This is a genomic window from Mesobacterium pallidum (assembly GCF_019966535.1).
Lineage (GTDB): Bacteria > Pseudomonadota > Alphaproteobacteria > Rhodobacterales > Rhodobacteraceae > Mesobacterium > Mesobacterium pallidum.
Genome location: NZ_JAIMID010000005.1, coordinates 25,991 through 51,604, shown reverse-complemented (window position 1 = coordinate 51,604; position 25,614 = coordinate 25,991). Strand labels below are relative to the sequence as shown.

The following is a 25,614-nucleotide window of genomic DNA, read 5'->3' as shown; positions in this document are numbered from 1 at the left end:
TTCTTGAGTTGACGGCGGCTTTGGCCGTTTTTGGCGTTAAACCCGGCCGTTGGGCCGGACGAAAAGCCTCGGAAAAGAGGCGACACATCAGGAAGAGGTAAACATGAAGAAATCCGTACTCCTTGGCACGCTGGCGGTTGCTGCCCTTTCGGCAGGCGCAGCGGCTGCAGCGACGCTTGACGATGTCAAAGCGCGCGGCAAGCTGAACTGCGGCGTGACGACCGGTCTGGTCGGCTTTGCGGCGCCCGACGCGAACGGCAACTGGGACGGGTTCGACGTTGGCGTCTGCCGTGCCGTCGCCGCGGCCGTGCTGGGTGACCCGATGGCCGTCGAATTCGTACCGACCACCGGCAAGACCCGCTTCACCGCGCTCGCCTCGGGCGAGATCGACATGCTGGCCCGGAACACCACCTGGACCTTCTCGCGCGACGTCGACCTCAAGTTCGAATTCGTCGGCGTGAACTACTACGACGGCCAGGGCTTCATGGTCCCGAAAGAGCTGGGCGTGAGCTCGGCCAAGGAACTCGACGGCGCCACGGTCTGCATCCAGACCGGCACCACGACCGAGCTGAACCTGGCGGATTTCTTCCGCATCAACAACATCAGCTACGAGCCGGTTCCGATCGAGACCAACGCAGAGGCGCAGCCGCTGTACCTGGAAGGTGCCTGTGACGTCTACACGACCGACGCGTCGGGCCTCGCGGCCACCCGCGCCGCGTTCGAAGACCCGTCGGCGCATATCATCCTGCCCGAGATCATCTCGAAAGAGCCGTTGGGCCCGCTTGTCCGCCATGGCGACAGCGAGTGGGGCGATGTGGTCCGCTGGACGCTGAACGCGCTGATCGCGGCCGAGGAATACGGCGTGACCTCGGCCAACGTCGAGGAACTGTCGGCCGGCACCGACAACCCGGAAATCAACCGCCTGCTAGGCTCGGCCGGCAACCTGGGCGAGATGATGGGGCTCGAGGCCGACTGGGCCAAGAAGGCCATCATGGCCGGCGGCAACTACGGTGAACTGTTCGCCAAGAACATCGGCGAATCGACCCCGATCGGCTTGGCGCGCGGCCTGAACGCGCAGTGGACCGACGGCGGCCTGCTCTACAGCCCGCCGTTCCGCTGAGGAACACGAAAGGGGCGCGGATCACACCGCGCCCCTTTCAGCTTTTGTCCGGGGGCCTTTCCGGACCACTTCATAAAAACGCAGCCACCGGCGAGACAGAGCGGGCAAACCCGCCGATCGGCCGGACCAAGGCTCACACAGGGATGACAGCATGACTTCAGTCTCCGACCCGCCGTCGGGTTCGTTCCAGTTTTCGCAACTGATCTACGACACCCGTTACCGGTCGCTCACCTTTCAGCTCATAGCTCTGCTTCTGCTGATCGCCGCCTTCTCGTGGCTGGGCTACAACCTGGTCAACAACCTGCGGGCCGCGGGCCTGAATTTCAGCTACGGGTTCCTTGGGGAGCCCGCGAATTACGACATCAACCAGCGCCTGATCGAATATACCAGCCAGTCGACCCACTGGCGTGCCTCGGTCGTCGGCGTGCTGAACACGCTGCTGGTGGCGGTGCTGGGCTGCATCACCGCCACGGTGATCGGCGTGGTCGTCGGCGTGCTGCGCCTGTCGAACAACTGGCTCGTCAGCAAGCTGATGGCGGTCTATGTCGAAATCTTCCGCAACGTGCCGGTGCTGATCTGGATCCTCGTGATCATGGCGATCTTTGTCGCCGTGCTGCCGCAGCCGCGCGACTTCCGCGGGGATGATGCGACCGCCTCGATGGTCTGGGGCAGCTTCGCCTTTACCGGCCGGGGCTTCTACGCGCCGCTGCCGATCTTCGGGCCGGGCGGCTGGATCGTGGTCGCGGTCTTCATCGCCTCGATCATCGGCATCTTCGGCCTCAAGCGCTACGCGACCAAGAAGCTTTACGCCGAGGGCCGGGTCATCAAGACGCTCTGGCCGTCGGTCGGCCTGTTCTTCGTGCCGACCCTGCTGGTGTTCTTCCTGCTTGGCCGGCCGATCAGCCTGGAATACCCGGCCCTTGCCGGGTTCAACTTCCAGGGCGGGATCTTCATGCGCAACTCGCTGATCTCGCTGTGGTTCGCGCTGTCGATCTACACCGCGGCCTTCATCGCCGAGAACGTGCGCGCCGGCATCCTTGCCGTCAGCAAGGGCCAGACCGAGGCCGCCGCCTCGCTGGGCCTGCGCCCGGGCCGGATCATGAACCTGGTCGTGCTGCCGCAGGCGCTGCGGGTGATCGTGCCGCCGCTGATCTCGCAATACCTGAACCTGACCAAGAACTCGTCGCTCGCCATCGCGGTGGGCTACATGGACCTGACGGGCACGCTGGGCGGCATCACGCTGAACCAGACCGGCCGGGCCATCGAATCGGTGCTCTTGCTGATGACCTTCTACCTGGCGATCAGCCTGGCCATCTCGGCCATCATGAACGCCTACAACAATGCCGTGCGGATGAGGGAGCGCTGAGATGTCTGACACCCACGCACATGCCGTCGCCTACGTGCGCGACACGATGCTGCCGCAGCAGCCGCCGCCGGCCTCCGAGGCCGGGGCGGTCAAGTGGATGCGCGAGAACCTGTTCTCGGGCTGGTTCAACACGATCCTGACCCTCGTCGCGGTCTACATCATCTTCCGGCTGCTGTCGGGGTCGCTGCCCTGGTTCCTGGGCGGCATCTGGAACGCCGATTCGCTGGCCACCTGCCGCGAGGTGCTGGACGGCGCCACGGGCGGCTGCTTCGCCGTCCTGACCGAGCGCTGGAACCAGCTGCTGTTCGGTGTGGCCTACCCGAACGACCAGTACTGGCGGCCGACCCTGGCCTTTGTCCTGCTGCTGGTCGCGGTCGCGCCGGTGCTCTACCCCAAGGCGCCGCGCAAAATGCTGATCTTTACCGGGCTCTATCCCTTCGTCGGCTTCTGGCTGATCTGGGGCGGCACGATCTTTGCGCCGCTTGTGGGTCTGCTGGGCTTTGTCGTCGGCTACCTGTTGTTCAAGCAGGTGGAACGGCAAAGCTTTGCCGGCGGCGCGGCCCTCGCCGTGGTCGGGGCGCTGGTCACCTGGTGGGCCGGCGGGTTTCTTGTCGGCGCGGCCGAGGGCGTGATCGCGCTTGAGCCGGTGCCAAGCCGTGACCTGGGCGGGTTCATGCTGAACCTGATCCTTGGCACGGTCTGTATCTCTCTGTCTCTGCCGATCGGCATCCTGCTGGCGCTGGGCCGCCAGTCGGACCTGCCCATCGTCAAGTGGATCTGCGTCGTCTTCATCGAGTTCATCCGCGGCGTGCCGCTGATCACGCTGCTGTTCGTGGCCAACGTGGTGCTGGCGTACTTCCTGCCGCCGGGCACGAACTTCGACCTGGTGCTGCGGGTGATCATCATGATCACCATGTTCGCCTCGGCCTATATCGCCGAGGTGATCCGGGGCGGTCTCGCCGCCCTGCCGCGCGGCCAGTACGAGGCGGCGGACAGCCTTGGCCTCGATTACGGCCAGTCGATGCGGCTGATCATCCTGCCGCAGGCGCTGAAGATCTCGATCCCCGGCATCGTCAACGTGGCGGTGGGCCTGTTCAAGGACACGACGCTGGTCTCGGTGATCTCGATGTTCGACATGGTCGGCATGATCCGCGGCCCGATCCTGGCCTCGACCGAATGGAACGGCGTCTACTGGGAACTCTGGAGCTTTGCGATCCTGCTGTTCTTCGTCGTCTGCTATTCGATCTCTCAATATTCGCAGTGGCTTGAACGCCAGCTGCAACGCGACCACCGGTAAGGAGTCCGATACATGTCTGCACAGACCCAAATGAAGGTTTCGGACGAGGTCGCGATCTCGATCGACAAGATGAACAAGTGGTACGGGACGTTCCACGTGCTGCGCGATATCGACCTGACGGTGTACCGGGGCGAGCGGATCGTCATTGCCGGCCCCTCGGGGTCGGGCAAGTCGACGCTGATCCGCTGCATCAACGCGCTGGAAGAGCATCAGAAGGGCCGGATCGAGGTGGACGGGACCGTGCTGTCCTCGGACCTAAAGAACATCGACAAGATCCGGTCGGAAGTCGGGATGGTGTTCCAGCACTTCAACCTCTTCCCGCACCTGACGATCCTCGAGAACTGCACCCTCGCGCCGATCTGGGTCCGCAAGATCCCCAAGCGCGAGGCCGAGGAAACCGCGATGCATTTCCTCGAGAAGGTGAAGATCCCCGAACAGGCCGACAAGTATCCCGGCCAGCTCTCGGGCGGTCAGCAGCAGCGGGTGGCGATCGCGCGGTCGCTCTGCATGAAGCCGCGGATCATGTTGTTCGACGAACCGACCTCGGCGCTTGATCCCGAGATGATCAAGGAGGTGCTGGACACGATGGTGAGCCTGGCCGAGGAAGGCATGACCATGCTCTGCGTCACGCACGAGATGGGCTTTGCCCAGGCGGTGGCGAACCGGGTGATCTTCATGGCCGATGGCCAGATCGTGGAGCAGAACAACCCCCACGATTTCTTCAACAATCCCCAGAACGAGCGGACCAAGCTGTTCCTCAGCCAGATCCTCGGGCACTGAGTCCCAAGGGCGGGATCATTCAAGGTCGCGCGGCGTGATGAAATGCGCCGCGCGGCCTTTTTTCATGCCAAGGTCCGCCCAGTCGTCGATGTCGAAATCGACCACCAGCGTGCTACCGGTCGGGTAATTGTAGAACCGATCGTGCTCGGGCGGCTCATCGACCAGCGCGGCGGCCAGCGTGCCGATCCCGTCGTTGTGCCCTATCATCAGCACCACGTCGCCCGTGGCGCGGGACAGCACCGCGCGCATCTGCTCGGGCGTCGCCAGGTAGAGCCCGCGCAGGTATTCGGGGGCGACGGCAAGGCCGAGCCCCGCGAAGGTCTCGCGCGTGCGGATGGCATCCGACACCAGGGCCTGGTCCGGCGTGATGCCTTGCGCGCGCAGCCAGTCCCCCAGCGCAACACCCGCGCGCAGCCCCCGCGGGTTCAGCGGGCGGGCGTGATCGTCAAGGTTCATCGACCAGTCGGACTTGGCGTGGCGCATGAGCACGAGGCGCTTGGTCATGATCGAATCCCCGGAATTCTCTGCGGCCACTCTAGCCGTGCGGGCTGCGCGGCGGCACCCCGTTCGCGGCCAGAAAGGCGGCCATGTGAAAGGCCGATTGTCGCGGATCGCGCGGCCAGTCCCGCGCCGGCGGGCAGGCGCGGCGGGCGAGGCATCCCGCGGTCAGGCACTCCGCCCCGTCGGGCGATCCGATCCAGGCGGTGCAGGCGGCGACGTCGTAACCCGTGGTCGTCAGCGCGCCCACCGGGCAGGTCGAAAGGCAGGGCCGTGCGCAGCCGGTACATGGCGACGGGGCGGTGGCGGGCAGGTCCACATGCCAGGGCAGGCGCAGTGCCCCGCGGAACGACACCAGCAGCCCGGCCCGGTCATGCACCAGCATGAGGATGGGCGAGGCATGGCAGTTTCCGCTGCGCAGCGCCCAGTCGTAGAAGGGCGGAAAGGGCCGGTCGTCGGGGAAATGCGCCGTGGCGCCCAGTTCGGCGGCCCAGGCACCGATCACCCGGTGCGACCAGCGGTCCATCGGGTCGGGTTTGCCATCGGCGCGTTCGGGGCTGGCCTCGAACGCGGGCCAGAACGAAGGCTCGCCCGGGCCCAGCAGCAGCAGGGATTCGCCCTCGGCGGGGTGAAACCCGCCGAGGATGGTCAGGTGCCGCGCGGCGGCGCCGGACGCCAGCGCGCCGAGGTCAGTCGCGGGCAATGGGGGGCAGGTCGCCGGCCCGGATGATCGAGCCGGCGCCATGCTCGGTGAAAAGCTCGAGCAGGCAGGCATTGGGCGCCCGCCCATCAAGGATCACCGCCGCGCGCACGCCGCCCTCGATCGCCATCAGCGCGGTCTCGGTCTTGGGAATCATCCCGCCCGCGATCACGCCCTCGGCGGTGAGCGACCGGATCTGTTCCGGCGTCAGCTCGGTCACGACCTCTCCGGCGGCGTTCTTGACGCCCGAAACATCCGTCAGCAGCAGCAGCCGGTCGGCCTTGAGCGCGGCCGCGATGGCGCCGGCCGCCGTGTCGCCGTTGATGTTGTAGGTCTCGCCGTTCTCGCCGGTGCCGATGGGGGCGATCACGGGAATCGTGTTCGACGCGAACATGTCGTGCAGGATCGTCGGATCGACCTTGGACGGCGTGCCGACGAACCCGAGGTCGGGATCGGTCTGCGTGCATTCGATCAGCCCGGCATCCTTGCCCGACACGCCGATGGCCTTGCCGCCCTGCCGGGCGATGGCCTGCACGATGGTGCTGTTGACGCTGCCCGACAGCACCATCTCGACCACGTCCATGGTGGCCGCGTCGGTGACGCGCTTGCCATTGCGGAACTCGGACTTGATCTCGAGCTTGTCCAGCAGGCGGTTGATCTGCGGCCCGCCGCCATGGACGATGACCGGGTGGATGCCCACCATCTGCATCAGCACCACGTCGCGGGCAAAGATTTCCATCCCCTCGTCCGAGCCCATGGCGTGTCCGCCCAGCTTGATGACGACCACGGCGCCGGTGTAGCGGCGCATGTAGGGCATGGCCTGCGAAAGGGTACGGGCGGTGGCGATCCAGTCACGGTTCATGTCGCGGGTTTTCATCCTCGTGGTCCTCAGGGCCTTTGTCCCCCTTGGGATTACCTGTCCCCGCGTCATGGTGCAAGCCGCTGGGCCGGCACCCGGTGCGCCGTGCGAATGGGCAGCACGCGGCGCATGTCCGCCGGTCCGCGCATCTGCGCTGGACCATTCGCATGTGAATTTGCTACGCCTTCGCGGGAAGGAGCCCAGGCATGTCACATATCGCCCCCCGTCTTGTCCTTGCCCTGGCCGCGCTGGCCCTGGCCACGGCCTGCTCGTCGTCGCTGGACCGCGTCGAAAAGCTGTCGCAGGTCGACATCCCGGTCGAGGACCGGGCCATGGCCGCCCTGCCGACCGCCGGCGACACGGAGGCGGCGCAGACCCAGGCCCGCGGGCTCTTCGGTGCCATGTTCCGCCGCACCCCGGCCGAGCCCTCGGCATCGCTCGAGGCGGATGCGGTGATCGAGAACGGCGAGACCGGCGAGGTCGTCGAAGAGACGGCCGCCGCAGCCGAACCCGAGCGTAATGGTGGCTTGCTTGGCCTTTTCTCGGGCGCCGGCGCCCAGCCGCAGGCTACGGAGGAGGGGGTCGAGGTCGCCTCGCTCGAGCCGCAGGCCGACGTGGCGCCGCAGCGGGGCGGTCTCTTCGGCCGCCGCCAGCAGTCCGCGCAGCAGGACGACGGCATCGCTTTCGGCACCGTGCCCACCTACGGCGAGGTGGCGCGGGTCTGCAATTTCCCGCGGAACGGCCTGGGCCGCGAGGTCGCCAGCTACCCCGAACGGCGCCCGACCTACCGCATCTACGACAGCAACCCCGGCAGCACCGCGCGCCGCGCCTTCTACGTGACCGGGTTCGAGGATGACTGCGTGCGCGTCTTCTCGGGCGCGCTGGCGATGTTCGGCAGCGCCGAGATGCATGAACAGCTGCGCTATGGCCTGCCGGCCAAGGTGCAGCCCTATTCCTCGACCGACACCGCCTACGAACAGGTCAAGTCGCGCATCTGCCGGGTCGGCAAGGGCAAGCCCTGCGGCAGTGCCATGAGCAAGCTCGAGCGGGACACGGTCTTTGTCTCGGTCTACGAGAATTTCGGCTCGAACGCGCGCTGGGCGAATATCCTGCTGTCGCAGGGCGACGTGGCGGCCACCGATATCAAGACCAACTGACCCCGGCCCCGGGCCGGGTCACCAGTGTGGCGGCTTCTCGTCGCCGAAGTAGATCCCGCCCTCGCCATCGGCCTGCCGCGCGATCTCGCGCTCCATCAGCATGGCCACCTTGCGCGTCAGCTCGTCCACCTCGCGGCCGCGCAGGGCGAGCATCTCCGACAGCTCCTCGGCCTGCCGCTGCAGCTCGGCCACATGCGCCTCGAGCGTTTCGATCCGGCTGTCGTCGTCCATCGGCCCTGGCCCTCTTGTCATCTGCGCGTTTCATAGCGCGCATGGCGCCGCCGCGAAAGCCCGCGCCGCTTGCCCCTTTCGGCGCTTGCGGCTACACGGGCCTCGCAATTCCGCCCGAGGACCAGACCGATGGCCAAGCAGAAAAAAGCCCCCCGCCCCAAGGCCGAAACGCCGAAAGGGTTCCGCGACTATTTCGGCGCCGAGGTGCGCGAGCGCGCCGAGATGCTGGCGCAGATCGCCGGGGTCTACCATCGCTACGGCTTCGACGCGCTGGAATCCTCGGCCGTCGAGACGGTCGAGGCGCTGGGCAAGTTCCTGCCCGACGTGGACCGCCCGAACGAGGGCGTCTTTGCCTGGCAGGAGTTCGACGAGAATGACCGCGGCGACTGGCTGGCCCTGCGCTATGATTTGACGGCCCCGCTGGCCCGGGTCTACGCCCAGCACCGCAACGATCTGCCGACGCCCTACCGCCGCTACGCGATGGGCCCGGTCTGGCGCAACGAAAAGCCGGGGCCCGGTCGGTTCCGCCAGTTCTATCAATGCGATGCGGATACGGTCGGCACGGCCTCCATGGCCGCCGATGCCGAGATCTGCGCGATGCTGTCCGATTGCCTCGAGACCGTCGGCATTCCGCGTGGCGACTACGTGGTGCGGGTGAACAACCGCAAGGTTCTGAATGGTGTGCTTGAAGCCATGGGGCTGGGCGAGGACCAGGACCGCGACGCCGTGCTGCGCACCATCGACAAGTTCGACAAGGTGGGCGAGGCCGGCGTGCGAGAGCTGCTGACCACGGGGCGCAAGGACGCCTCGGGCGCCTTCATCGACGGCGTGGGCCTGCGGGCCGAGCAGGCCGACCCGGTGGTGGCCTTCCTCACCTCCAAGGGCGCGGACGCGGCCGAGACGCTGGCCAACCTGCGCGCCGCCGTGGGTGACAGCGCCATCGGGGCCGAAGGCATCGCCGAGCTGGAAGAGATCGCCGCGCTGCTGGACGCGCAGGGCTATGGCCCCGACCGGATCGAGATCGACCCCAGCGTCGTGCGCGGCCTTGGCTATTACACCGGCCCGGTGTTCGAAGCCGAGCTGACCTTCGAGATCCTCGACGACAAGGGCCGCAAGCGCCAGTTCGGCAGCGTTGCGGGCGGCGGGCGCTACGACGACCTCGTGGCGCGCTTCACCGGGCAGACCGTTCCGGCGGTGGGCGTCTCCATCGGCGTCGACCGGTTGCTGGCCGCGCTGCGCGAAAAGGGTCGCATCGGCGGGGCCGAACAGGGCCCGGTCGTCGTCACGGTCATGGACCGCGACCGCATGGCCGATTACCAGGCCATGGTGGGCGAGCTGCGCGCGGCAGGCATCCGGGCCGAGGTCTACCTTGGCAACCCCAAGAACTTCGGCAACCAGATGAAATACGCCGACCGGCGCGGCAGCCCGGTCGCGGTGATCGAGGGCGGGGACGAAAAGGCGCGCGGCGTCGTGCAGATCAAGGACCTGGTGCTGGGCGCCAGGATCGCCGAGAACGCGACGCTGGACGAATGGAAAGAGCGGCCGAGCCAGTACGAGGTGCCGCGCGGGGACCTCGTGGCGAAGGTTCGCGAGATCATCGAGAGCTATTCCTGATGCCCGAGCTGCGCCGCACCAAGGAGGAGGCCCAGGGCCTCCTCGATCGCTTTCTGGCCACGGGGGCAAGCCAGGTCGATACCGGCGTGCTGCAACCGGCCGGCACGCTGCTGGATCTCTACGGAGAGGACATCCGCGCCCGCGCCTTCGTCACCCATGACCCGCTGCGCGGCGAGCTGATGCTGCGCCCGGACTTCACCGTGCCGGTGGTTCAACGCCACATGGCCGAAGGGGCGGAGCCCGCGCGCTACACCTACATGGGCGAGGTCTTCCGCATGCAGGAGGACGAGGCCCTGAACCGGCCGACCGAGTACATCCAGGTCGGTTACGAGATCTTTGACCGCGAAAACCCGGCCGAGGCGGATGCCGAGGTCTACGCGCTCATCCGCGAGGCGCTGGCGCCGCTGCACCTGCACGCGGCGACCGGCGACATCGGCATCCTCATCGCGGCGGTGCAGGGGCTGGCGACGAGCGAGCGGCGCAAGGCCGCGCTGATGCGCCACCTCTGGCGCCCGCGCCGCTTCCGCGCGCTGCTCGAACGCTTCTCGGGCAAGCGCCAAATGCCCGACACGCGCCGCGCGCTGCTGGACGGCAAGGTCACATGCACCGCGCCGCAGATCGGGCTGCGCAGCGCCGCCGAGGTCGCGGACCGGATCGACGCCCTGCGCGAAGACGCCGCCACGCCGCCGATCTCGCGCGAGCAGCTGGACCTGGTGGAAGCCGTGGCGCAGGTCAAGGAAACCTGCCCCTTCGCGCTGGAGCGCCTGCGCGACCTCGCGGTGGACCTGCCGGCCATCGCCGACGCGGTGGACCGGCTGGCCGCCCGGATCGACGCGCTGGCCGCGCGCGGGGTGGATGTCGAGCAACTGGATTTCGAGGCGACCTATGGACGGACCTCGATGGAATATTACGACGGCTTCGTCTTTGGCTTCTACGCGTCGGGCCGGCCCGACCTGCCCCCCGTGGCCACGGGAGGGCGCTATGATGCGCTGACCCGTCAACTGGGCGCCGGGCGCGAGATTCCGGCCGTCGGCGGGGTGATCCGCCCCGGCCTCGCGGTCGAACTCGGAGGGCTCTCGGCATGACGATCAAGCTGGGCGTGCCCTCCAAGGGGCGGCTGATGGAAAAGACTTTCGACTGGTTCGGCGCGCGCGGCGTTACGCTGTCGCGCACCGGGTCGGACCGGGAATACGCCGGCGCGGTCGACGGGATCGACGGGGTCGAGCTGGTGCTTCTGTCGGCGGGGGAAATCCCGCGCGAGCTCGAGGCGGGGCGCATTCACCTCGGGGTCACGGGCACCGACCTCGTGCAGGAAAAGCTGGCCGGGTGGGAGCAGAAGGTGGAGCCCCTGGCCGAGCTGGGCTTTGGCCATGCCGACCTGATCATCGCGGTGCCGGCCTGCTGGATCGACGTCGATACGCTCGACGATCTCGACGCGGCGGCGGCGGCCTTCCGGCGCGTGCACGGCTTCCGCCTGAGGATCGCGACCAAGTATCACCGGCTGGTGCGCACCTTCCTGCGCGATGCGGGCGTGGCCGATTACCAACTGGTCGACAGCCAGGGCGCGACGGAAGGCACGGTCAAGAACGAGAGCGCCGAGGCCGTGGCCGACATCACCTCGACCGGCGACACGCTGCGGGCCAACCACCTCAAGATCCTCGGCGACGGGCTGGTGTTGAAAAGCCAGGCGACGCTGTTCCGGTCGCGCAACGCGGCGGCCAGCGACGCCGAGCGCGACATCGTGCGACAGCTGTGCCAGAAGCTCGACGTCTGATCGGGGCCAGACCCGGAAAATTCTTCTGACGAAGAATTTTCACGCCGCGCGCGCCACCCAAGATTATTCGTCAGAATAATCTTGGGGCTCAGCCATAGGTCGGGTGGAACTTGCCGGCGGGCGAGAGGGTGAAGATATCGACCCCGTCCGCCGTCACGCCGACCGAATGTTCGAACTGTGCCGACAGGGACTTGTCGCGGGTCACCGCCGTCCAGTCGTCGGCCAGCACCTTGGTTTCGGGCCGGCCGAGGTTCACCATCGGCTCGATGGTGAAGAACATGCCTTCCTCGAGCCGCGCGGCGGTGCCGGGGCGGCCGTAGTGCAGCACGTTCGGCGGGGCGTGGAACACCCGCCCCAGCCCGTGGCCGCAGAAGTCGCGCACCACGGACATGCGCTGCTTTTCCACGTAGGTCTGGATCGCGTGGCCGATGTCGCCGAAGGTGTTGCCCGGCTTGACCTGTTCGATCCCCAGCATCAGCGCGTCATGCGTCACCTGGATCAGCCGCTCGGACTTGCGGCTCAGGTCGCCGGCCACGTACATGCGGCTGGTGTCGCCGTACCAGCCATCCACGATCACCGTGACGTCGATGTTCAGGATGTCGCCGTTCTTGAGCTTCTTGTCGCCGGGAATGCCGTGGCAGACCACGTGGTTGATGCTGATGCAGCTGGCGTGCTGGTAGCCGCGGTAGCCGATCGTGGCCGATTTCGCACCTGCCTCGGTCACCTTGGCCTCGATGATGCGGTCGATCTCGGCCGTGGTCTGGCCGGGGAAGACATGCTCGATCATCTCGTCGAGGATGCGCGCAGCCAGTTCGCCGGCCTTGTGCATCCCTGCAAAGTCCGTCGTGTCGTAGATGCGAATGCCGTCGCGCGTGACCTTGCCGCGGTGGTCCTTGTCCAAGCCGAAAGCTCCCGGGATGTTATGCACTTGCGGCATATTGTAAGGTTTTGCGCGGGGATTTGCCAGAGGCTCCGAAATCACGGGATCTCGATGGGGATCGGGTCCGCGACTTCAACCCCTTCGGGCGTGATCGTCGTGCCGATGCAGATCGCCTCGACCCCCGCGTCGCGGGCGGCGCGAAAGGCGGCGGCATAGGCCGGGTCGATATCCTCGGCCAGGGTGAACCGCGCCGCATCCGTGCGTTGCACGAGGTAGAGCATGACTGCGCGGTGCCCTTCGGTCACCATCGCCGCCAGCTCCCCGAGGTGCTTGGTGCCGCGCGCGGTCACGCTGTCGGGGAACTCGGCAAGGCCCGGCTGGCGCGAGAGGGTCACGGATTTCACCTCGACATAGCAATCGGGCCGGCCTGCCCCGGTCAGCAGGAAGTCGATCCGGCTGCCCACGCCGTATGTCACCTCCGGGCGCACCGTGTCGTAGCCCGAAAGCCCCGGCACCACCCCCGCCTCGAGCGCGCCGCGCAGGGCGCGGTTCGGCACCGAGGTGTCGACGCCGGTGAAATGCCCGCCCTCATGTTCGACCAGCCGCCAGCCATATTTCAGCTTTTTCTTCGGATCGTCGTTCGGTTCCAGCCAGATCCGCATGCCCGGCTCGGCCAGCCCCATCATGCTGCCCGGGTTGGCGCAATGGGCCGTCACCTCGGTGCCGTCCTCCAGCGTGCAATCGGCGAGGAAGCGTTTGTAGCGGCGGACAAGGCGGGCGGGGACGAGCGGGGTTTGAAAGCGCATGGGGCGGGGCTATACCTCTGCCAGACGAATACGCAAGGGGGCCTGGGCCATGCCGAATCCAACCGCAGCCATGCTGGTGATCGGGGATGAAATCCTGTCGGGCCGCACCCGCGACAGCAACATGCACTACCTCGCGCAGGAGCTGACCCACAAGGGGATCGACCTGAAAGAGGTCCGCGTCGTCTCGGACGACCGGGACGCCATCATCGGCGCGGTGAAGGCGCTGGCCGAAACGAAGGACCATGTGTTCACCAGCGGCGGCATCGGGCCGACCCATGACGATATCACGGCGGAATGCATCGCCGCGGCCTTCGGCGTCGGCATCACCATCCGCGACGATGCCCGGGCGCTGCTGGCCGCGCATTACGACCGCCAGGGGGTGGAGTTCAACGCGGCCCGCCAGCGCATGGCCCGCATCCCCGACGGCGCTACGCTGATCGAGAACCCGGTCTCGATCGCGCCGGGTTTCACACTTGAGAACGTGCATGTCATGGCGGGCGTGCCGGCGGTGTTCCAGGCCATGGTCGCCAGCGTTCTGCCCGGCCTTGTCGGCGGCGCGCCGCTCTTGTCGCAATCGCTGCGCATCATGCAGGGCGAAGGCCTGATCGCCGGGCCGCTGTCGGACCTGGCGGCGGATTTCCCCGAGCTCTCGATCGGGTCTTACCCGTTCCAGCGCGACGGGATCTACGGTGCCAACGTGGTGATCCGCGGCGCGGATGGTGCGCAGGTGGATGCGGCCATGGCGCGGCTGTCGCGGCTGTTCCCGGAATGATGCCGACGCAAGACAGGCTGTACGCGGCGATGGAGGCGACCTGGCCCGCCGCCGCGAAGCAGACCCTTGGCCCCTGGACGATCCGCGACGGGCAGGGCGGTGGCAAGCGCGTCTCGGCCGCCACGGCCGACGGGGCCTGGACGCCGGGCGATATCGCGGCCGCCGAAGCGGCCATGGCCAAGCTTGGCCAGCCTGCCCTCTTCCAGGTCCGTGGGGGGGAAGAGGCGCTGGACGCGGCGCTCGCCGCGCGCGGCTACGTGGTGGTCGACCCGGTGACGCTTTATGCCATCGACGTGGACGACCTGCTGCGCGACCCGATGCCCGGCTACGTCCATTACGCGGTCTGGGAGCCGCTGGCGATCCAGCGCCGGATCTGGGAGAAGGGCGGCATCGGCCCGGCCCGCTGGGCGGTGATGGACCGCGTCACGGGCCCGAAATCGGCCCTGCTGACCCGCCGCGACATGGCGCCGGGCGGCACGGCCTTTGTGGCGCTCGACGGCGACATCGCCATGATCCACGCCATCGAGGTCCTGCCCGAGATGCGCCGCAAGGGCATGGGCGCGCTCTTGATGCGCAAGGCCGCGCTCTGGGCGCGCGACCACGGCGCGCAGACCCTCGCGCTGGCCGTGACGCGGGGCAACACCGGGGGCAACGCGCTCTATCGCGGGCTGGGCATGACGGACGTCGGCGCCTATCACTACCGCATCAAGGAGGAGCCCCGATGAGCCACAAGATCTCTGCCCTCGACCTGCCCCAGGTCGATCCGCTGCCCGAGAAGACGCAGAAATACTTCGACATCTGCGACGAAAAGCTGGGGATGGTGCCGAACGTGCTGCGCGCCCATGCCTTCGACATCGACAAGCTGAACGCCTTCACCGCACTCTACAATGACCTGATGCTGGGCGAGAGCGCGCTGAGCAAGCTGGAACGCGAGATGATCGCGGTCGTCGTCAGCTCGATCAACAAGTGCTTCTACTGCCTGACCGCCCATGGCGCGGCCGTGCGGCAGCTGTCGGGCAACCCGATCCTGGGCGAGCAGATGGTGATGAACTGGCGCGCGGCCGACCTTGACGCGCGGCAATGGGCCATGCTGACCTTTGCCGAAAAGGTCACCAGGGAAAGCCACACCGTGGTCGAAGCCGACCGGCAGGCGTTGCGCGACGCGGGTTTCTCGGATCGTGACATCTGGGACATCGCCAACGTGACCGGTTTCTTCAACATGTCCAACCGCGTGGCCAGCGCCATCGACATGCGTCCGAATGACGAATACCACGGTTCGTTCCGCTAATCTGGCGGCCCTGCTGGCCTTGCTTGCGGGGCCGGCCATGGCGCTGACGCTCGACCTGCCGGTCGGTGCGCGGCTGGTCGAGGAGCAGGCCGAGCCGCGCGCCAGCTACGCCCTGCCCATCGCGCCCTGGACGGGTGAGACCGTGCCGGCCCTGCTGGTCGAGGGCGCCGTGACGCGGCAGGCTTGGCGGATCGAGACGCCCGGGCTGACCAACCTGCAGGTCCTCGCCCCGATCCGCGAGCAGCTCTTGACGGACGGCTACGACCTGCTGCTCGATTGCGCGGCCACGATCTGCGGCGGGTTCGATTTCCGCTTCGGGACGGAGGTGTTGCCCGAACCCGCGATGCACGTGGACCTCGCCGATTTCCACTTCATCTCGGCCGTGCGCGAGGGCGAAGCGGGCGCGGATCACGTGTCGCTGCTGGCCAGCCACAACCTGTCGGCCAGTTTCCTGCAGGTCGTGCAGGTTGGCCAAGGGGACGAAGAGATCACCCGCGGCGCCGTCATCGTCTCCTCCGGGCCGCAGGGGCCGCTGTCCGAAGAGCTCGAGGCGCGGGGCCACGTCGTGCTGTCCGACCTGACCTTCCGCACGGGCTCGTCCGAGCTGGGCGAGGGGCCCTTCGCGACGCTCGCGGCGCTGGGCCAGTACCTGGTGGCGAACCCGGGGCGGCAGGTGGCGCTGGTGGGGCACACCGATTCGGTCGGGGCGCTCGAGTCGAACATCGCCCTGTCGCGCCGCCGCGCCGCCTCGGTCGCGGACCGGCTGGTCAGAGAATTCGGCGTCCCGCGCGAACAGATCTCGGCCGAGGGGATGGGGTACCTGTCGCCCGTCGCCAGCAACCTGACCCCCGAGGGGCGCGAGGCCAACCGGCGCGTCGAGGCGGTGCTGATCTCGACGGAATAGAGGCGTCGGTTGGGTCTGGGTGCCTGCGCTTGCCACACTGCGTCATGCCGGCGGCAGGCTGTGCGCATGACCTGCCCCGACGGGGCGACGAGGTGCCATGCCCGCGCGCTGGGGACGTTCTACGGACGTGGCCAGGCCAAAGCGCATCCCGCAACCGTCAGAACCCCACCCCGCGTTCAGCCAACGCGCGGCTCCGCCCCAAGCCCTATCGCAGCTTCGGCGGCGCGTCCGGGTCCATCCCCGGCGCCTTGACTTCGGCCACCTTCGGCTGCACCGGCTCGGGGATATCGAACCGCCAGGCCACCCGCGCCAGCGCCTCGAGCGCGGTGTCTCCGTCGCCCAAAAAGGTCACGTCCAGCGCCCCGGCGTCGAGGCCGGAAAAGGTCAGCGCCTCACCCACCGCCTTGGCCAGCGGCGCATGGGCGCGTGGCGCGGCGCCGGAAAACGCCAGAAGGTGCCCGCGGCTGTCGTCATCGTAGGTGACGCGCGCAAGGAACGCGCTGCGCGCCAACCCCGGCATGGCCCCCAGCCGCGCGTCGAGTGCGCCCAGCAGTGCTTCGGGCAGGCCCTGCGGGCGGTCGAAGGCCACGGGCCGCGCCTGCGCCTCGTCCGGCGCATGGGTCAGCGTTTCGGTCAGCCACCCCAGCGCCTCGGGCGGCAGGATGGTCTGCGACGGCGCGACCTCGAGGTTCAGCGCCAGCGCGATCCCCTGGTCTTGCAGCAGCCCCGCGATCACCCGCCCCGACAGCGCCGCGTAGGGCACCGGCCGGCCGGTGAACCGCGACAGCCGCTCCTCTGTGTCGAAGGCGAGGATGCAGGTCATGTCCGACAGCTCGAAGACCTCGGGCGAGAGGGTCTCGCCCTCGGGCTCGGTCTCGAGCAGCACGACCAGCTCGGCATCGGCGAGGGTGGCGTAGAACTGCAGCCGTTCGGCGTCGCCGCCGGCCTCCATCGCCGCATGGGCGCGGTCAAGCGCGGTCTCGGTCTGCATCTTTCAGCACCTTTCGGATCCGGTCGCGCAGCTCGGGCAGCAAGGCGTCCTCGAACCACGGGTTTCGTTTCAGCCATGCGGTATTGCGCCAGGACGGATGAGGCAAGGGGATCACGTCGCCGCAGCCCCGCCAGCCGCGCACCGTGTCGGTGACATTGCCGGCGCCCGGCAGGTGCCACTTCTGCGCCGCCCCGCCCACGGCGAGGGTCAGTTGCACGTTCGGCAGATGCGCCATCACCTCCGCCCGCCATGTCCGCGCGCAGATCGGCGGCGGCGGCAGGTCCGCACCCTTGCGGTAGCCCGGAAAGCAGAAGCCCATGGGCACGATGGCCACGCGGGCCGTGTCGTAGAAGGCCTCTTCGTCCAGTCCCATCCAGTCGCGCAGCCGGTCCCCCGACGGGTCGGTGAAGGGCCGCCCCGACAGGTGCACCCGCATCCCCGGCGCCTGCCCCGCGATCAGCACCCGTGCCGAGGATTCGGCCAGCAGCACCGGCCGCGGCGCATGGCCGGTCTCGGTCGCGGCAAAGCGGTCTGCGCAGATCGTGCAGCCACGTATCCGGGTCTTGAGCGCATCGAAGGTCATGCGCCCAGAGATAGGCGCCTGTTGCGGCGGGATCAAACCGCACGGGCGGTGGGCGGACGGCTGGTTCGGGATGCCTCCGGCGGGAGTTTATTGGCACAATGAAGACACGGATCGGGATCCCTCTTCATTGTGCCTGTAAACTCCGGGGGGTTTGGGGGGCTGGCCCCCCAGTCCTGTCCCTACCAACCGCGCCCGGCGTCAGGTAGGGGCGCAGCAGTGCCATCGGGTGGCGCCGCAGGGTCAGGCGCATGGCGACGTAATCCTCGACCACCTCCTCGCCCTCGGTCATCGCGGGCAGGTGGGCGGCGGGTTCCAGGATCCCCTCGCCATCCATGTCGCCGGAGAACAGCGGCAGCGGCTCGGGTCCCTTCAGCGCGCGCGCCTCCCACAGGGCCTCGCGGCGCGAGAGCCCGAGGTCGGCAAAGCAATCCGCCTCGGCCAGACGAGCGAGCACGGCCGAGGCCAGGCCGGCGCGGCGCCAGACATCCTCGACCGTGCGGTAGCCGTTGCCGCGGGCGGCGCAGATCCAGGCGGCGTCTTCCTCCTTGAGCCCCTTGATCTGCCGGAACCCCAGCCGCAGGGCGAGCCCGCCGCGCCCGTCCGGCTCCATCACGTTGTCCCAGTAGCTGGACTGGATGCAGACGGGGCGCACCGTGACCCCGTGTTCGCGCGCGTCGCGCACGATCTGAGCCGGGGCGTAGAACCCCATGGGCTGCGAATTCAGCAGCGCGCAGGCGAAGATGCCCGGGTGGTGGCACTTGATCCAGGCCGAGGCATAGACCAGCAGGGCAAAGCTGGCCGCGTGGCTTTCGGGAAAGCCGTAGCTGCCGAAGCCCTCGATCTGGGAAAAGCACCGCGCGGCGAAGTCGTCGTCGTAGCCGTTCCGCGCCATTCCGCGCATGAAGCGTTCGCGGAACTCGCTGACATTGCCATGCTTCTTGAACGTGGCGAGCGAGCGGCGCAGGCGGTCCGCCTCTTCGGGCGTGAAGCCCGCGCCGATGATGGCGATCTGCATCGCCTGTTCCTGGAACAGCGGCACGCCCAGCGTCTTGCCCAGCACCTGGCCGAGGGCGTCCGAGGGGAATTCCACCTTCTCCTCCCCGTTGCGGCGGCGGATATAGGGGTGGACCATGTCGCCCTGGATCGGGCCGGGGCGGATGATTGCCACCTCGATCACCAGGTCGTAGAAGTTGCGCGGCCGCATTCGCGGCAGGAAGTTCATCTGCGCGCGGCTTTCCACCTGGAAGACGCCGATGCTGTCGGCCGCGCAGAGCATGTCGTAGACGCGTGGGTCCTCGGGCGGCAGGGTGGCGAGGGTCCAGTCCTGGCCCACGTGGGTCTTCATCAGGTCGAACGCCTTGCGGATGCAGGTCAGCATCCCAAGGCTCAGCACGTCCACCTTGAGGATGCCGAGGCTGTCGATATCGTCCTTGTCCCAGCAGATGACCGTGCGGTCCTCCATCGTGGCGTTCTCGATCGGGACAAGCTCATCGAGCCGCCCCTCGGTGATGATGAAGCCGCCGACATGTTGGGAAAGGTGGCGGGGAAAGCCGATGATCTCGTGGATCAGCGCCATGGTCTGCTGCAGGCGCCGGTCGGCGGGGTCGAGGCCGATCTCGCGCATCCGCTGGTCCTCGACCCCGTCGGCGCTGAAGAACCCCCAAAGCTGCGAGCTGAGCGCGCCGATGGTGTCTTCGCTGAGGCCCATGACCTTGCCGACCTCGCGGATCGCGCGCTTGCCGCGGTAGTGGATCACGGTGGCGCAGAGGCCCGCGCGGTGGCGGCCGTAGCGCTCGTAGATCCACTGGATGACCTCTTCGCGGCGCTCGTGTTCGAAATCGACGTCGATGTCGGGGGGCTCGTCGCGGGCCTCGCTGACGAAGCGTTCGAAGACCATGGTGCCGATCTCGGGGCTGACCGAGGTGACGCCGAGGCAGTAGCAGACGACCGAGTTCGCGGCCGACCCGCGCCCCTGGCAGAGGATGTCCCGCGCGCGCGCAAAGGCGACGATGTCGCGGACGGTGAGGAAATAGGGCTCGTAGTTCAGCTTGCCGATGAGGGTGAGCTCGTGGTCCAGCATGGCGCGGACCCGCTCGGGCGCGCCATGGGGATAGCGCCAGCGCAGCCCCTCGTGGGCGAGGCGCGAGAGGCGCTGGGCGGGGGATTCGCCATCGGCGATCTCGGACGGGTACTCGTAACGCAACTGGTCCAGCTGGAACTCGAGGCGTGCCGCCAGCTCTGCCGCCCGGTCGATGGCGCCCTCGTGGCCGTGGAAGATGCGGCGCAGCTCGGGCGCGGAGCGCAGGCGCTGCTCGGCATTGGCGAGGGCCGCGCGGCCCAGGCTGTCGACCCGGCGGCCAAGGCGGATCGCAGTCATCACGTCGGCCAGCCTGCGGCGGCGGCCGTGGTGCATGACCGGCGCGGCCGAGGCGACCGTGGGCAGGCCCAGCCGCACGGCCTCGGCCGCGAGCGCGTCGAAACGCGCCGGGTCCTGGCCATCGTAGCGGGGCGTCAGCAGCAGCGCCATCTGCCCCCCGAGCCGGCGCGACAGCCGTTCCGCCTGTTGCCGCCATCCGCCCGCGCCGGGCGTCTCCGGCAGCGCCCGTGGCGGGTGGAGCAGGAGCCGCAGCCCCTCTGCCCCCTCCAGAAGGTCCGACAGGTGCAGGATGCAGTCTCCCTTGTCGGCCCGGAGCCGCCCGCGCGACAGCAGCCGGCAGAGCCGGGCCCAGCCTTGCCGGTTCTCGGGCAGGGCGGTGACGTCGGGCCCGTCGGTAAAGCGCAGCCGCGCGGCGGGCAGCAGGCGGGGGACGTGGTAGATGGGGAAGGAGGGCGCCGGCGGGCAGCCCTCGGGTGCGGGCGGGCCGATCAGGCCGTGTTCGGCGTCGAAGCGCCGCCGCTCGGCCACACGGCGGGCGATGTCCTTGGCGCGGGTATGGGCGCGGACGATCCCCGCGACGGAATTGATGTCGGCGATGGCGATGGCATCGAGGCCGAGGGTGGCCGCACGGTCCATGTACTCCTCGGGGTGGGAGGCCCCGGTGAGGAAGGTGAAGTTGGAGAGAATCGACAGCTCGACGGTCATGGTCGGGAGAGTATATTCACGTTTTGTTCCCTTTTGGAGTCCGTGTCGTGATCCGAGACGATGGCGCTCGTGGCCGGTGTCGGATGCCTCCGGCGGGAGTTTAGAAGCACAATGAAGAGCGGATCGGATCCCCTGCTTCATTGTGCCGATAAACTCCGGGGTGTGTGAGGGGCTGGCCCCTCACTCCCTCACGCTGCCTTCGCGGTGGTGCCGGTGGTCATCGCCAGCTTGGCCGCGAGCGCCTGGTCCAGCGGGGTGGGTGCCCAGTCGGGCAGCAGGCGGCGCAGCTTGGCGTCCGACAGCGCGTGGTCGAGATCGTAGAGATAGCGCATTTCGAGCAGTTCGCGCGCAAGTTCGAGCACCGGAGCGGCGAGGCGCAGCTGCCACCAGGCGAAGGAGGCGTCGCGCAGGCTGCGGCCGGTCAGCGCCTCGAACCGGGCTTTCAGCTCGGACCCGGTCACGGCGTGGTTGCCGCAGGGGACGTCTTCGAACGCAGCGAGGTCGTGGCGCTTGTCGGCCAGCGCGACGGCGGCGCGGGCCCAGTCGGGCAGGATGCACCATTCCTGCCGCACCGCGGGGTCGGCGGCGTGGACAAAGCGGTTCTTGCCCAGCTTGCCGAGGATGATCATCGAGAACAGGTCGTCGGCGCTGTCGGGGTCGATGAAATTGCCGGCCCGCAGCACGATGGTCTGGATGCCGGCGTCGCGATAGGCCTGCTCCATCTCGACCCGGATCTGCCCCTTGCGGCTGCAGGGGCGGTGGGGCGTGGTCTCGTCCCAGGCGCCGTCGCAGCGGTCGCCGAACGTGTAGACGTTGCCGGGGATGATCACCGTGGCGCCCGAGGCGCGGGCGGCGGCGATGTGCTGGCGGGTGATCTCGGGGATGATCTCGGCCCAGTTGTGGTACTTGGGCGGATTCATCCCGTTGACGATCACGTCGCAGCCCTGCGCGGCTTGCGTCATGTCGGTGCCGCGCTGGAAGCGGCGGATCTGCCAGCCGGCGTCCGAGAACGCCTTGGCAGCATGGTGGCCGATCTTGCCGGAGGCGCCGGTGAGAAGGACGGTGCGGGTCATGTCGTGTCTCCTGTCGAGGTGTCTGAAGAGAATATCGGCCATGCGCAGGTTTTTGGGAATTGACAGGAGTCGCAGATCATCCATTCAATACTGAATGGATATGCGGATCGACTGGTCATTGATGGAGGTCTTCCTGGCGGTGGCCGAGACCGGCAGCCTCAGCGCGGCGGCGCGGCAGCTGGGCTCGTCCCAGCCCACGGTCGGCCGCCAGGTGCGCGAGATCGAGGCGCGGCTGGGGGCGGAGTTGTTCCACCGCCGTCCACGCGGCTTCGAGGTGACCGGGACCGGCGCGGCGCTGATCGCGCCGGCGCGCGCCATGCGCGACGCGATGGGGCAGGTGGCGCTGAGCGTCGCGGGGGCCGAGACGCGGCTGGCGGGCGCCGTGCGGATCACCGCGCCCCACCTCGTGTCGCATTACATCCTGCCGGGGATCATCGCGCAGATGCGGGCGGAGGAGCCCGAGATCGAGATCGACCTCTTGCCCAGCGACAGCACCGAGAACCTGCTGTTCCGAGAGGCGGACATCGCGGTGCGGATGTACCGCAGCGACCAGCTGGACATCATCACGCGCAAGCTGGGGGATGTGCCGATCGGGATCTTCGCCGCAAAACGCTACCTTGCACGGGCCGGGCGGCCGGAGCGGCCCGAGGACCTCGCGGACCATCACCTGGTAGGCTACGACCGCAGCGACGTGATCCTTCAGGGCATGCGCGCGGCGGGCCTGCCGGCCGAGCGCGGCTGGTTCGGCACCCGCTGCGACGCGCAGGCGACTAACTGGGAGCTGGTCCGGCAGGGCTGCGGGATCGGCTTCGGGCAGCTCAAGGTCGGGATGGCCGATCCGCTGCTCGATCGGCTGCTGCCGGATTTCGACATTCCCGGCATCCCGATGTGGCTGGCCGCGGCGCAGGCGATGCGCAACACGCCCCGTATCCGGCGCGCCTGGGAGATGCTGGCGGCGGGGCTGCGCCCCTTCGTTTCTTGACCCTTCGCGCGGCAGGGTTTACCCGAGTGCCGATTTGACGACACATCCGGCCTGACGGCCCACCAATGGAGACCCCGCATGTCCAATCCTTCGCTTCTCATCCTGCCCGGCGACGGGATCGGCCCCGAGGTCATGGCCGAGGTGCGCAAGATCATCGACTGGTTCGGTGCCAAGCGCGGCCTGACCTTCGACGTGAGCGAGGACCTGGTGGGCGGCTGCGCCTACGACAAGCACGGCACGCCGCTGCATGACGACACGATGGCGAAAGCGCAGGAGGTCGATGCCGTCCTGCTGGGCGCCGTGGGCGGGCCGCAATACGACAAGCTGGATTTCTCGGTGAAGCCCGAGCGGGGCCTGCTGCGCCTGCGCAAGGAGATGGACCTCTACGCCAACCTGCGCCCGGCCCAGTGCTTTGACGCGCTGGCCGATTTCAGCTCGCTGAAAAAGGACGTTGTCGCCGGTCTGGACATCATGATCATCCGCGAGCTGACGAGCGGTGTCTATTTCGGCGAGCCGCGCGGGATCATCAAGGAAGGCAACGAGCGCGTGGGCATCAACACCCAGCGCTACACCGAGAGCGAGATCGCGCGGGTTGCGCGGTCGGCCTTCGAGATGGCGCGCAAGCGCGGCAACAAGGTCTGCTCGATGGAGAAAGCCAACGTGATGGAATCGGGCATCCTGTGGCGCGATGTCGTGCAGGAGATCCACGATGCCGAGTACCCGGATGTCGAGCTGAGCCACATGTATGCCGACGCCGGCGCCATGCAACTGACCCGCTGGCCCAAGCAGTTCGACGTGATCGTCACCGACAACCTGTTCGGCGACCTGCTGTCGGACCTTGCGGCCATGCTGACCGGTTCGCTCGGGATGCTGCCCTCGGCCAGCCTCGGCGCGCCGATGGCGAACGGGCGGCCCAAGGCGCTTTACGAGCCCGTCCATGGTTCGGCCCCGGATATCGCGGGCACGGGCAAGGCCAACCCCTGTGCCTGTATCCTGTCGTTCGCCATGGCGCTGCGCTATTCCTTCGACCGGGGCGACGAGGCCGACCGACTGGAAAAGGCCGTCAACGACGTGCTGGGCCAGGGCATCCGCACCGCCGACCTGCTGAACGTCGAGGGCGCCACCCCGGCCACCACGTCGGAAATGGGCGACGCGGTGATCGCGGCGCTCGACGCGAGCCTCTGATCCGATTGGCGCGCTGCCGCGCGTCATGATTTTCACCGTCTCCCCGCCGGGAGACGGTGCATGCAAGCCCCCGCGCCGGAAAAACCGGCCCGGGGGCTTGTTGTCTCTTTACCCATCTGGCCTAAAGTGACGGGAACGCAGGTGCCCCGGCAGGTGGCCCGGCCGACAATCAGGAGCATCGTCATGAATGTGAAAGGCGCCCTCTTCGCCCTTCTTGCCTTTGCGATCTACGCGACACACGACGTCGTCATAAAGGTGCTGGGCGGGACCTATGCGCCGTTCCAGATCATCTTTTTCTCTTCCCTGCTGAGCTTTCCGCTGGTCACCTTCATGCTGATGCAGGACGTCACGCACGGCAACCTGCGCCCGGTGCACCCGTGGTGGACGGCACTGCGCACGATCTGTTCGGTCATCACGGCGATGAGCGCCTTTTATGCCTTTTCCGTGCTGCCGCTGGCGCAGACCTACGCGATTCTCTTTGCCCAGCCGTTGCTGATCACGCTGCTGGCGATCCCCGTGCTGGGCGAAAAGGTCGGCATCCATCGCGGCGCGGCCGTGGTTGCCGGCCTCGTCGGCGTGTTCGTTGTGCTGCGGCCCGGCGATGCCGATCTGACGCTGGGCCATGCGGCGGCGCTGGGCGCGGCGGTCTTCGGCGCCATGGCCTCGATCATCGTGCGCAAGATCAGCAACGAAGAGCGCAGCATCGTGCTGATGCTTTATCCGCTGGCGGCGAACTTCGTGATCATGGCGGTGATTCTCGCCTTCGTCTACGAACCCATGCCGGTCGAGGATCTGGGGCTGGTCGGCGTGATCTCGGCCTTCGGCTTTGTCGCGGGGCTGTGCCTGATCGCGGCCTACCGCAACGCCGAGGCGGCGATCGTCGCGCCGATGCAGTATTCGCAGATCATCTGGGCGGCGTTCTTCGGCTATGTCTTCTTTGACGAGAGCATCGACCGGGCGACCCTGATCGGCGCCTCGATCATCATCCTGTCGGGCATCTACATCGTCGTCCGCGAGAGCCGTGGCGGCACCTCGACCACGACGCCGGTGCTGCGCACCCGCTCGCGCGGCTACACGCCGAGCGCGTTCCGGATCGGCCCGATGCTGCGGCTGCTGCGCCGCCGCCAAACCGCGCGGCGGGCCACACAAAGCTGACGATTGGCGCTTGCCAAGGGCGCGGGCTTTGTGTAGTCCGCCCGTCACGGTCGGAGTGTAGCTCAGCCTGGTAGAGCACTGTCTTCGGGAGGCAGGGGCCGGAGGTTCGAATCCTCTCACTCCGACCAATGAAACAAGGGCGCCGACGGCGCCCTTTTTCGTTGGTCTCGGCCGGAGCATGGCCGGATGCGGCGCAGGTCAGGACCGCGAGATCCTGTCGCGCAGCGCGGTGCATTCGTTCTGGGTCAGGTGACCGATACACATGTCAGAGGCACGGAAGATGTCTTCTTCCGGCAGGTCGTGCAGACGCGCGGAGTTGTCGATCTCGGTGGCACTGTTCCACGGCTCGTAGGTCCGCCATCCCCGCTCGGCGGCGACCTCGCGCATCGTTCGCGCCGACAGAGTCCCGTGCGTGTCCTGAGCATGTAGCGGACATGGATGCGACGGTGGCAATGCGCGTCGCTGCCGAAATCCCAGTCCATGACAGGGTGATCGCAGCGGGTGCCGCGCACGGCGG

General features: G+C 67.9%; 26 protein-coding genes and 1 tRNA gene. 16 read left to right on the top strand and 11 right to left on the bottom strand.

Translation table 11 applies throughout. The annotated features are described in order from the left end of the window. Positions 1-103 precede the first annotated feature (103 nt). The 4 genes from MF270_RS09150 (at position 104) to MF270_RS09135 (ending at position 4,563) form a co-directional block, all read left to right on the top strand. Positions 104-1,120, top strand: a complete 1,017-nt coding sequence (locus tag MF270_RS09150) for an amino acid ABC transporter substrate-binding protein (protein WP_238365573.1) — start codon at positions 104-106, stop codon at positions 1,118-1,120. 151 nt (positions 1,121-1,271) lie between these two features. Then, positions 1,272-2,486: an amino acid ABC transporter permease gene (locus MF270_RS09145; protein WP_238365572.1), complete on the top strand. Its 1,215-nt coding sequence runs from the start codon at positions 1,272-1,274 to the stop codon at positions 2,484-2,486. Position 2,487: 1 nt separating this feature from the next. Further along, positions 2,488-3,783 (top strand): amino acid ABC transporter permease, encoded by a 1,296-nt coding sequence (locus MF270_RS09140; RefSeq protein WP_238365571.1) that lies wholly within the window; start codon positions 2,488-2,490, stop codon positions 3,781-3,783. Positions 3,784-3,795: 12 nt separating this feature from the next. Beyond that, positions 3,796-4,563, top strand: a complete 768-nt coding sequence (locus tag MF270_RS09135; RefSeq protein ID WP_238365570.1) for an amino acid ABC transporter ATP-binding protein — start codon at positions 3,796-3,798, stop codon at positions 4,561-4,563. A 15-nt stretch (positions 4,564-4,578) separates the two neighbouring features. On the opposite strand, the gene MF270_RS09130 is transcribed toward MF270_RS09135, so the two are convergent. The 3 genes from MF270_RS09130 to argB are packed head-to-tail and all read right to left on the bottom strand — an operon-like array spanning position 4,579 to position 6,638. Continuing rightward, positions 4,579-5,067: a SixA phosphatase family protein gene (locus MF270_RS09130; RefSeq protein WP_238365569.1), complete on the bottom strand. Its 489-nt coding sequence runs from the start codon at positions 5,065-5,067 to the stop codon at positions 4,579-4,581. 31 nt (positions 5,068-5,098) lie between these two features. Further along, the gene (locus tag MF270_RS09125) at positions 5,099-5,806 is read right to left on the bottom strand and encodes a ferredoxin (RefSeq protein ID WP_418887873.1); all 708 of its coding nucleotides are present in this window, start codon (positions 5,804-5,806) and stop codon (positions 5,099-5,101) included. After that, the gene (gene argB / locus MF270_RS09120) at positions 5,751-6,638 is read right to left on the bottom strand and encodes an acetylglutamate kinase (RefSeq protein WP_238365567.1); all 888 of its coding nucleotides are present in this window, start codon (positions 6,636-6,638) and stop codon (positions 5,751-5,753) included. Before argB ends, MF270_RS09125 begins: the two co-directional genes overlap by 56 nt. Before the next feature lie 188 nt (positions 6,639-6,826). Between argB and MF270_RS09115 the strand changes: the two genes are divergently transcribed. Continuing rightward, on the top strand, positions 6,827-7,777 hold the full coding sequence (locus MF270_RS09115) for a hypothetical protein (protein WP_238365566.1): 951 nt from the start codon (positions 6,827-6,829) through the stop codon (positions 7,775-7,777). 18 nt (positions 7,778-7,795) lie between these two features. On the opposite strand, the gene MF270_RS09110 is transcribed toward MF270_RS09115, so the two are convergent. Continuing rightward, the gene (locus tag MF270_RS09110) at positions 7,796-8,008 is read right to left on the bottom strand and encodes a SlyX family protein (protein ID WP_238365565.1); all 213 of its coding nucleotides are present in this window, start codon (positions 8,006-8,008) and stop codon (positions 7,796-7,798) included. Positions 8,009-8,137: 129 nt separating this feature from the next. Between MF270_RS09110 and hisS the strand changes: the two genes are divergently transcribed. The 3 genes from hisS to hisG are packed head-to-tail and all read left to right on the top strand — an operon-like array spanning position 8,138 to position 11,396. Then, complete coding sequence (hisS, locus tag MF270_RS09105) at positions 8,138-9,622, top strand: histidine--tRNA ligase (RefSeq protein WP_238365564.1); 1,485 nt, start codon at positions 8,138-8,140, stop codon at positions 9,620-9,622. Beyond that, entirely contained in the window at positions 9,622-10,707 is a 1,086-nt protein-coding gene (locus MF270_RS09100; protein ID WP_238365563.1) for an ATP phosphoribosyltransferase regulatory subunit, read from the top strand. Before hisS ends, MF270_RS09100 begins: the two co-directional genes overlap by 1 nt. After that, on the top strand, positions 10,704-11,396 hold the full coding sequence (gene hisG / locus MF270_RS09095; protein WP_238365562.1) for an ATP phosphoribosyltransferase: 693 nt from the start codon (positions 10,704-10,706) through the stop codon (positions 11,394-11,396). The genes MF270_RS09100 and hisG overlap by 4 nt, the downstream gene beginning before the upstream one ends. An 88-nt stretch (positions 11,397-11,484) precedes the next feature. On the opposite strand, the gene map is transcribed toward hisG, so the two are convergent. Continuing rightward, complete coding sequence (gene map, locus MF270_RS09090; RefSeq protein WP_418887872.1) at positions 11,485-12,297, bottom strand: type I methionyl aminopeptidase; 813 nt, start codon at positions 12,295-12,297, stop codon at positions 11,485-11,487. A gap of 77 nt (positions 12,298-12,374) precedes the next feature. After that, positions 12,375-13,082: a DNA/RNA nuclease SfsA gene (sfsA, locus tag MF270_RS09085; RefSeq protein ID WP_238365560.1), complete on the bottom strand. Its 708-nt coding sequence runs from the start codon at positions 13,080-13,082 to the stop codon at positions 12,375-12,377. A gap of 49 nt (positions 13,083-13,131) precedes the next feature. Between sfsA and MF270_RS09080 the strand changes: the two genes are divergently transcribed. From MF270_RS09080 to MF270_RS09065, 4 genes are read left to right on the top strand one after another with little or no spacing between them, the layout of a single operon-like run. Then, a complete protein-coding gene (locus MF270_RS09080) occupies positions 13,132-13,854 on the top strand; it encodes a competence/damage-inducible protein A (protein ID WP_238365559.1) in 723 nt (240 codons plus the stop codon). Next, positions 13,854-14,579, top strand: a complete 726-nt coding sequence (locus MF270_RS09075) for a GNAT family N-acetyltransferase (protein ID WP_238365779.1) — start codon at positions 13,854-13,856, stop codon at positions 14,577-14,579. Before MF270_RS09080 ends, MF270_RS09075 begins: the two co-directional genes overlap by 1 nt. Then, complete coding sequence (locus tag MF270_RS09070; RefSeq protein ID WP_238365558.1) at positions 14,576-15,142, top strand: peroxidase-related enzyme; 567 nt, start codon at positions 14,576-14,578, stop codon at positions 15,140-15,142. The genes MF270_RS09075 and MF270_RS09070 overlap by 4 nt, the downstream gene beginning before the upstream one ends. Beyond that, entirely contained in the window at positions 15,114-16,046 is a 933-nt protein-coding gene (locus MF270_RS09065; protein ID WP_238365557.1) for an OmpA family protein, read from the top strand. The genes MF270_RS09070 and MF270_RS09065 overlap by 29 nt, the downstream gene beginning before the upstream one ends. 205 nt (positions 16,047-16,251) lie before the next feature. On the opposite strand, the gene MF270_RS09060 is transcribed toward MF270_RS09065, so the two are convergent. The 4 genes from MF270_RS09060 to MF270_RS09045 all read right to left on the bottom strand — a co-directional run bounded on the left by MF270_RS09060 (position 16,252) and on the right by MF270_RS09045 (position 21,775). Beyond that, positions 16,252-17,037 carry an SseB family protein gene (locus MF270_RS09060; RefSeq protein ID WP_238365556.1) on the bottom strand — a complete coding sequence of 262 codons (786 nt, stop codon included), beginning with the start codon at positions 17,035-17,037 and terminating at the stop codon, positions 16,252-16,254. Further along, positions 17,015-17,620 carry a uracil-DNA glycosylase family protein gene (locus MF270_RS09055; RefSeq protein WP_238365555.1) on the bottom strand — a complete coding sequence of 202 codons (606 nt, stop codon included), beginning with the start codon at positions 17,618-17,620 and terminating at the stop codon, positions 17,015-17,017. The genes MF270_RS09060 and MF270_RS09055 overlap by 23 nt, the downstream gene beginning before the upstream one ends. Before the next feature lie 124 nt (positions 17,621-17,744). Beyond that, on the bottom strand, positions 17,745-20,702 hold the full coding sequence (locus MF270_RS09050) for an error-prone DNA polymerase (protein WP_238365554.1): 2,958 nt from the start codon (positions 20,700-20,702) through the stop codon (positions 17,745-17,747). A 188-nt stretch (positions 20,703-20,890) separates the two neighbouring features. Then, the gene (locus MF270_RS09045) at positions 20,891-21,775 is read right to left on the bottom strand and encodes a Rossmann-fold NAD(P)-binding domain-containing protein (protein WP_238365553.1); all 885 of its coding nucleotides are present in this window, start codon (positions 21,773-21,775) and stop codon (positions 20,891-20,893) included. Positions 21,776-21,869: 94 nt separating this feature from the next. Between MF270_RS09045 and MF270_RS09040 the strand changes: the two genes are divergently transcribed. The 4 genes from MF270_RS09040 (at position 21,870) to MF270_RS09025 (ending at position 25,225) form a co-directional block, all read left to right on the top strand. After that, positions 21,870-22,757, top strand: a complete 888-nt coding sequence (locus tag MF270_RS09040) for a LysR family transcriptional regulator (RefSeq protein WP_238365552.1) — start codon at positions 21,870-21,872, stop codon at positions 22,755-22,757. 78 nt (positions 22,758-22,835) lie between these two features. Then, positions 22,836-23,942, top strand: coding sequence for a 3-isopropylmalate dehydrogenase (gene leuB / locus MF270_RS09035; protein ID WP_238365551.1), 1,107 nt, complete (start codon positions 22,836-22,838; stop codon positions 23,940-23,942). 183 nt (positions 23,943-24,125) lie between these two features. Continuing rightward, positions 24,126-25,097 carry a DMT family transporter gene (locus MF270_RS09030; protein WP_272490717.1) on the top strand — a complete coding sequence of 324 codons (972 nt, stop codon included), beginning with the start codon at positions 24,126-24,128 and terminating at the stop codon, positions 25,095-25,097. Positions 25,098-25,148: 51 nt separating this feature from the next. Beyond that, positions 25,149-25,225: transfer RNA gene (locus MF270_RS09025), tRNA-Pro, on the top strand. A gap of 70 nt (positions 25,226-25,295) precedes the next feature. Here the strand turns inward: MF270_RS09025 and MF270_RS09020 are convergent. Continuing rightward, a complete protein-coding gene (locus tag MF270_RS09020; protein ID WP_238365550.1) occupies positions 25,296-25,484 on the bottom strand; it encodes a hypothetical protein in 189 nt (62 codons plus the stop codon). Positions 25,485-25,614: the final 130 nt, after the last annotated feature.

Excerpts from the sequence above, each read along its gene's own strand:
- MF270_RS09030 (WP_272490717.1), top strand. The coding sequence starts at position 24,126 with ATGAATGTGAAAGGCGCCCTCTTCGCCCTTCTTGCCTTTGCGATCTAC.
- MF270_RS09065 (WP_238365557.1), top strand. The coding sequence starts at position 15,114 with ATGACGAATACCACGGTTCGTTCCGCTAATCTGGCGGCCCTGCTGGCC.
- argB (WP_238365567.1), bottom strand. The coding sequence starts at position 6,638 with ATGAAAACCCGCGACATGAACCGTGACTGGATCGCCACCGCCCGTACC.
- MF270_RS09150 (WP_238365573.1), top strand. The coding sequence starts at position 104 with ATGAAGAAATCCGTACTCCTTGGCACGCTGGCGGTTGCTGCCCTTTCG.
- MF270_RS09075 (WP_238365779.1), top strand. The coding sequence starts at position 13,854 with ATGCCGACGCAAGACAGGCTGTACGCGGCGATGGAGGCGACCTGGCCC.
- MF270_RS09060 (WP_238365556.1), bottom strand. The coding sequence starts at position 17,037 with ATGCAGACCGAGACCGCGCTTGACCGCGCCCATGCGGCGATGGAGGCC.
- MF270_RS09080 (WP_238365559.1), top strand. The coding sequence starts at position 13,132 with ATGCCGAATCCAACCGCAGCCATGCTGGTGATCGGGGATGAAATCCTG.
- MF270_RS09070 (WP_238365558.1), top strand. The coding sequence starts at position 14,576 with ATGAGCCACAAGATCTCTGCCCTCGACCTGCCCCAGGTCGATCCGCTG.
- sfsA (WP_238365560.1), bottom strand. The coding sequence starts at position 13,082 with ATGCGCTTTCAAACCCCGCTCGTCCCCGCCCGCCTTGTCCGCCGCTAC.
- MF270_RS09040 (WP_238365552.1), top strand. The coding sequence starts at position 21,870 with ATGGATATGCGGATCGACTGGTCATTGATGGAGGTCTTCCTGGCGGTG.
- hisG (WP_238365562.1), top strand. The coding sequence starts at position 10,704 with ATGACGATCAAGCTGGGCGTGCCCTCCAAGGGGCGGCTGATGGAAAAG.
- MF270_RS09100 (WP_238365563.1), top strand. The coding sequence starts at position 9,622 with ATGCCCGAGCTGCGCCGCACCAAGGAGGAGGCCCAGGGCCTCCTCGAT.
- hisS (WP_238365564.1), top strand. The coding sequence starts at position 8,138 with ATGGCCAAGCAGAAAAAAGCCCCCCGCCCCAAGGCCGAAACGCCGAAA.
- MF270_RS09130 (WP_238365569.1), bottom strand. The coding sequence starts at position 5,067 with ATGACCAAGCGCCTCGTGCTCATGCGCCACGCCAAGTCCGACTGGTCG.
- MF270_RS09115 (WP_238365566.1), top strand. The coding sequence starts at position 6,827 with ATGTCACATATCGCCCCCCGTCTTGTCCTTGCCCTGGCCGCGCTGGCC.
- MF270_RS09050 (WP_238365554.1), bottom strand. The coding sequence starts at position 20,702 with ATGACCGTCGAGCTGTCGATTCTCTCCAACTTCACCTTCCTCACCGGG.
- MF270_RS09140 (WP_238365571.1), top strand. The coding sequence starts at position 2,488 with ATGTCTGACACCCACGCACATGCCGTCGCCTACGTGCGCGACACGATG.
- MF270_RS09145 (WP_238365572.1), top strand. The coding sequence starts at position 1,272 with ATGACTTCAGTCTCCGACCCGCCGTCGGGTTCGTTCCAGTTTTCGCAA.
- MF270_RS09135 (WP_238365570.1), top strand. The coding sequence starts at position 3,796 with ATGTCTGCACAGACCCAAATGAAGGTTTCGGACGAGGTCGCGATCTCG.
- MF270_RS09055 (WP_238365555.1), bottom strand. The coding sequence starts at position 17,620 with ATGACCTTCGATGCGCTCAAGACCCGGATACGTGGCTGCACGATCTGC.
- MF270_RS09045 (WP_238365553.1), bottom strand. The coding sequence starts at position 21,775 with ATGACCCGCACCGTCCTTCTCACCGGCGCCTCCGGCAAGATCGGCCAC.
- MF270_RS09110 (WP_238365565.1), bottom strand. The coding sequence starts at position 8,008 with ATGGACGACGACAGCCGGATCGAAACGCTCGAGGCGCATGTGGCCGAG.
- MF270_RS09125 (WP_418887873.1), bottom strand. The coding sequence starts at position 5,806 with ATGGCGCCGGCTCGATCATCCGGGCCGGCGACCTGCCCCCCATTGCCC.
- leuB (WP_238365551.1), top strand. The coding sequence starts at position 22,836 with ATGTCCAATCCTTCGCTTCTCATCCTGCCCGGCGACGGGATCGGCCCC.
- MF270_RS09020 (WP_238365550.1), bottom strand. The coding sequence starts at position 25,484 with ATGCGCGAGGTCGCCGCCGAGCGGGGATGGCGGACCTACGAGCCGTGG.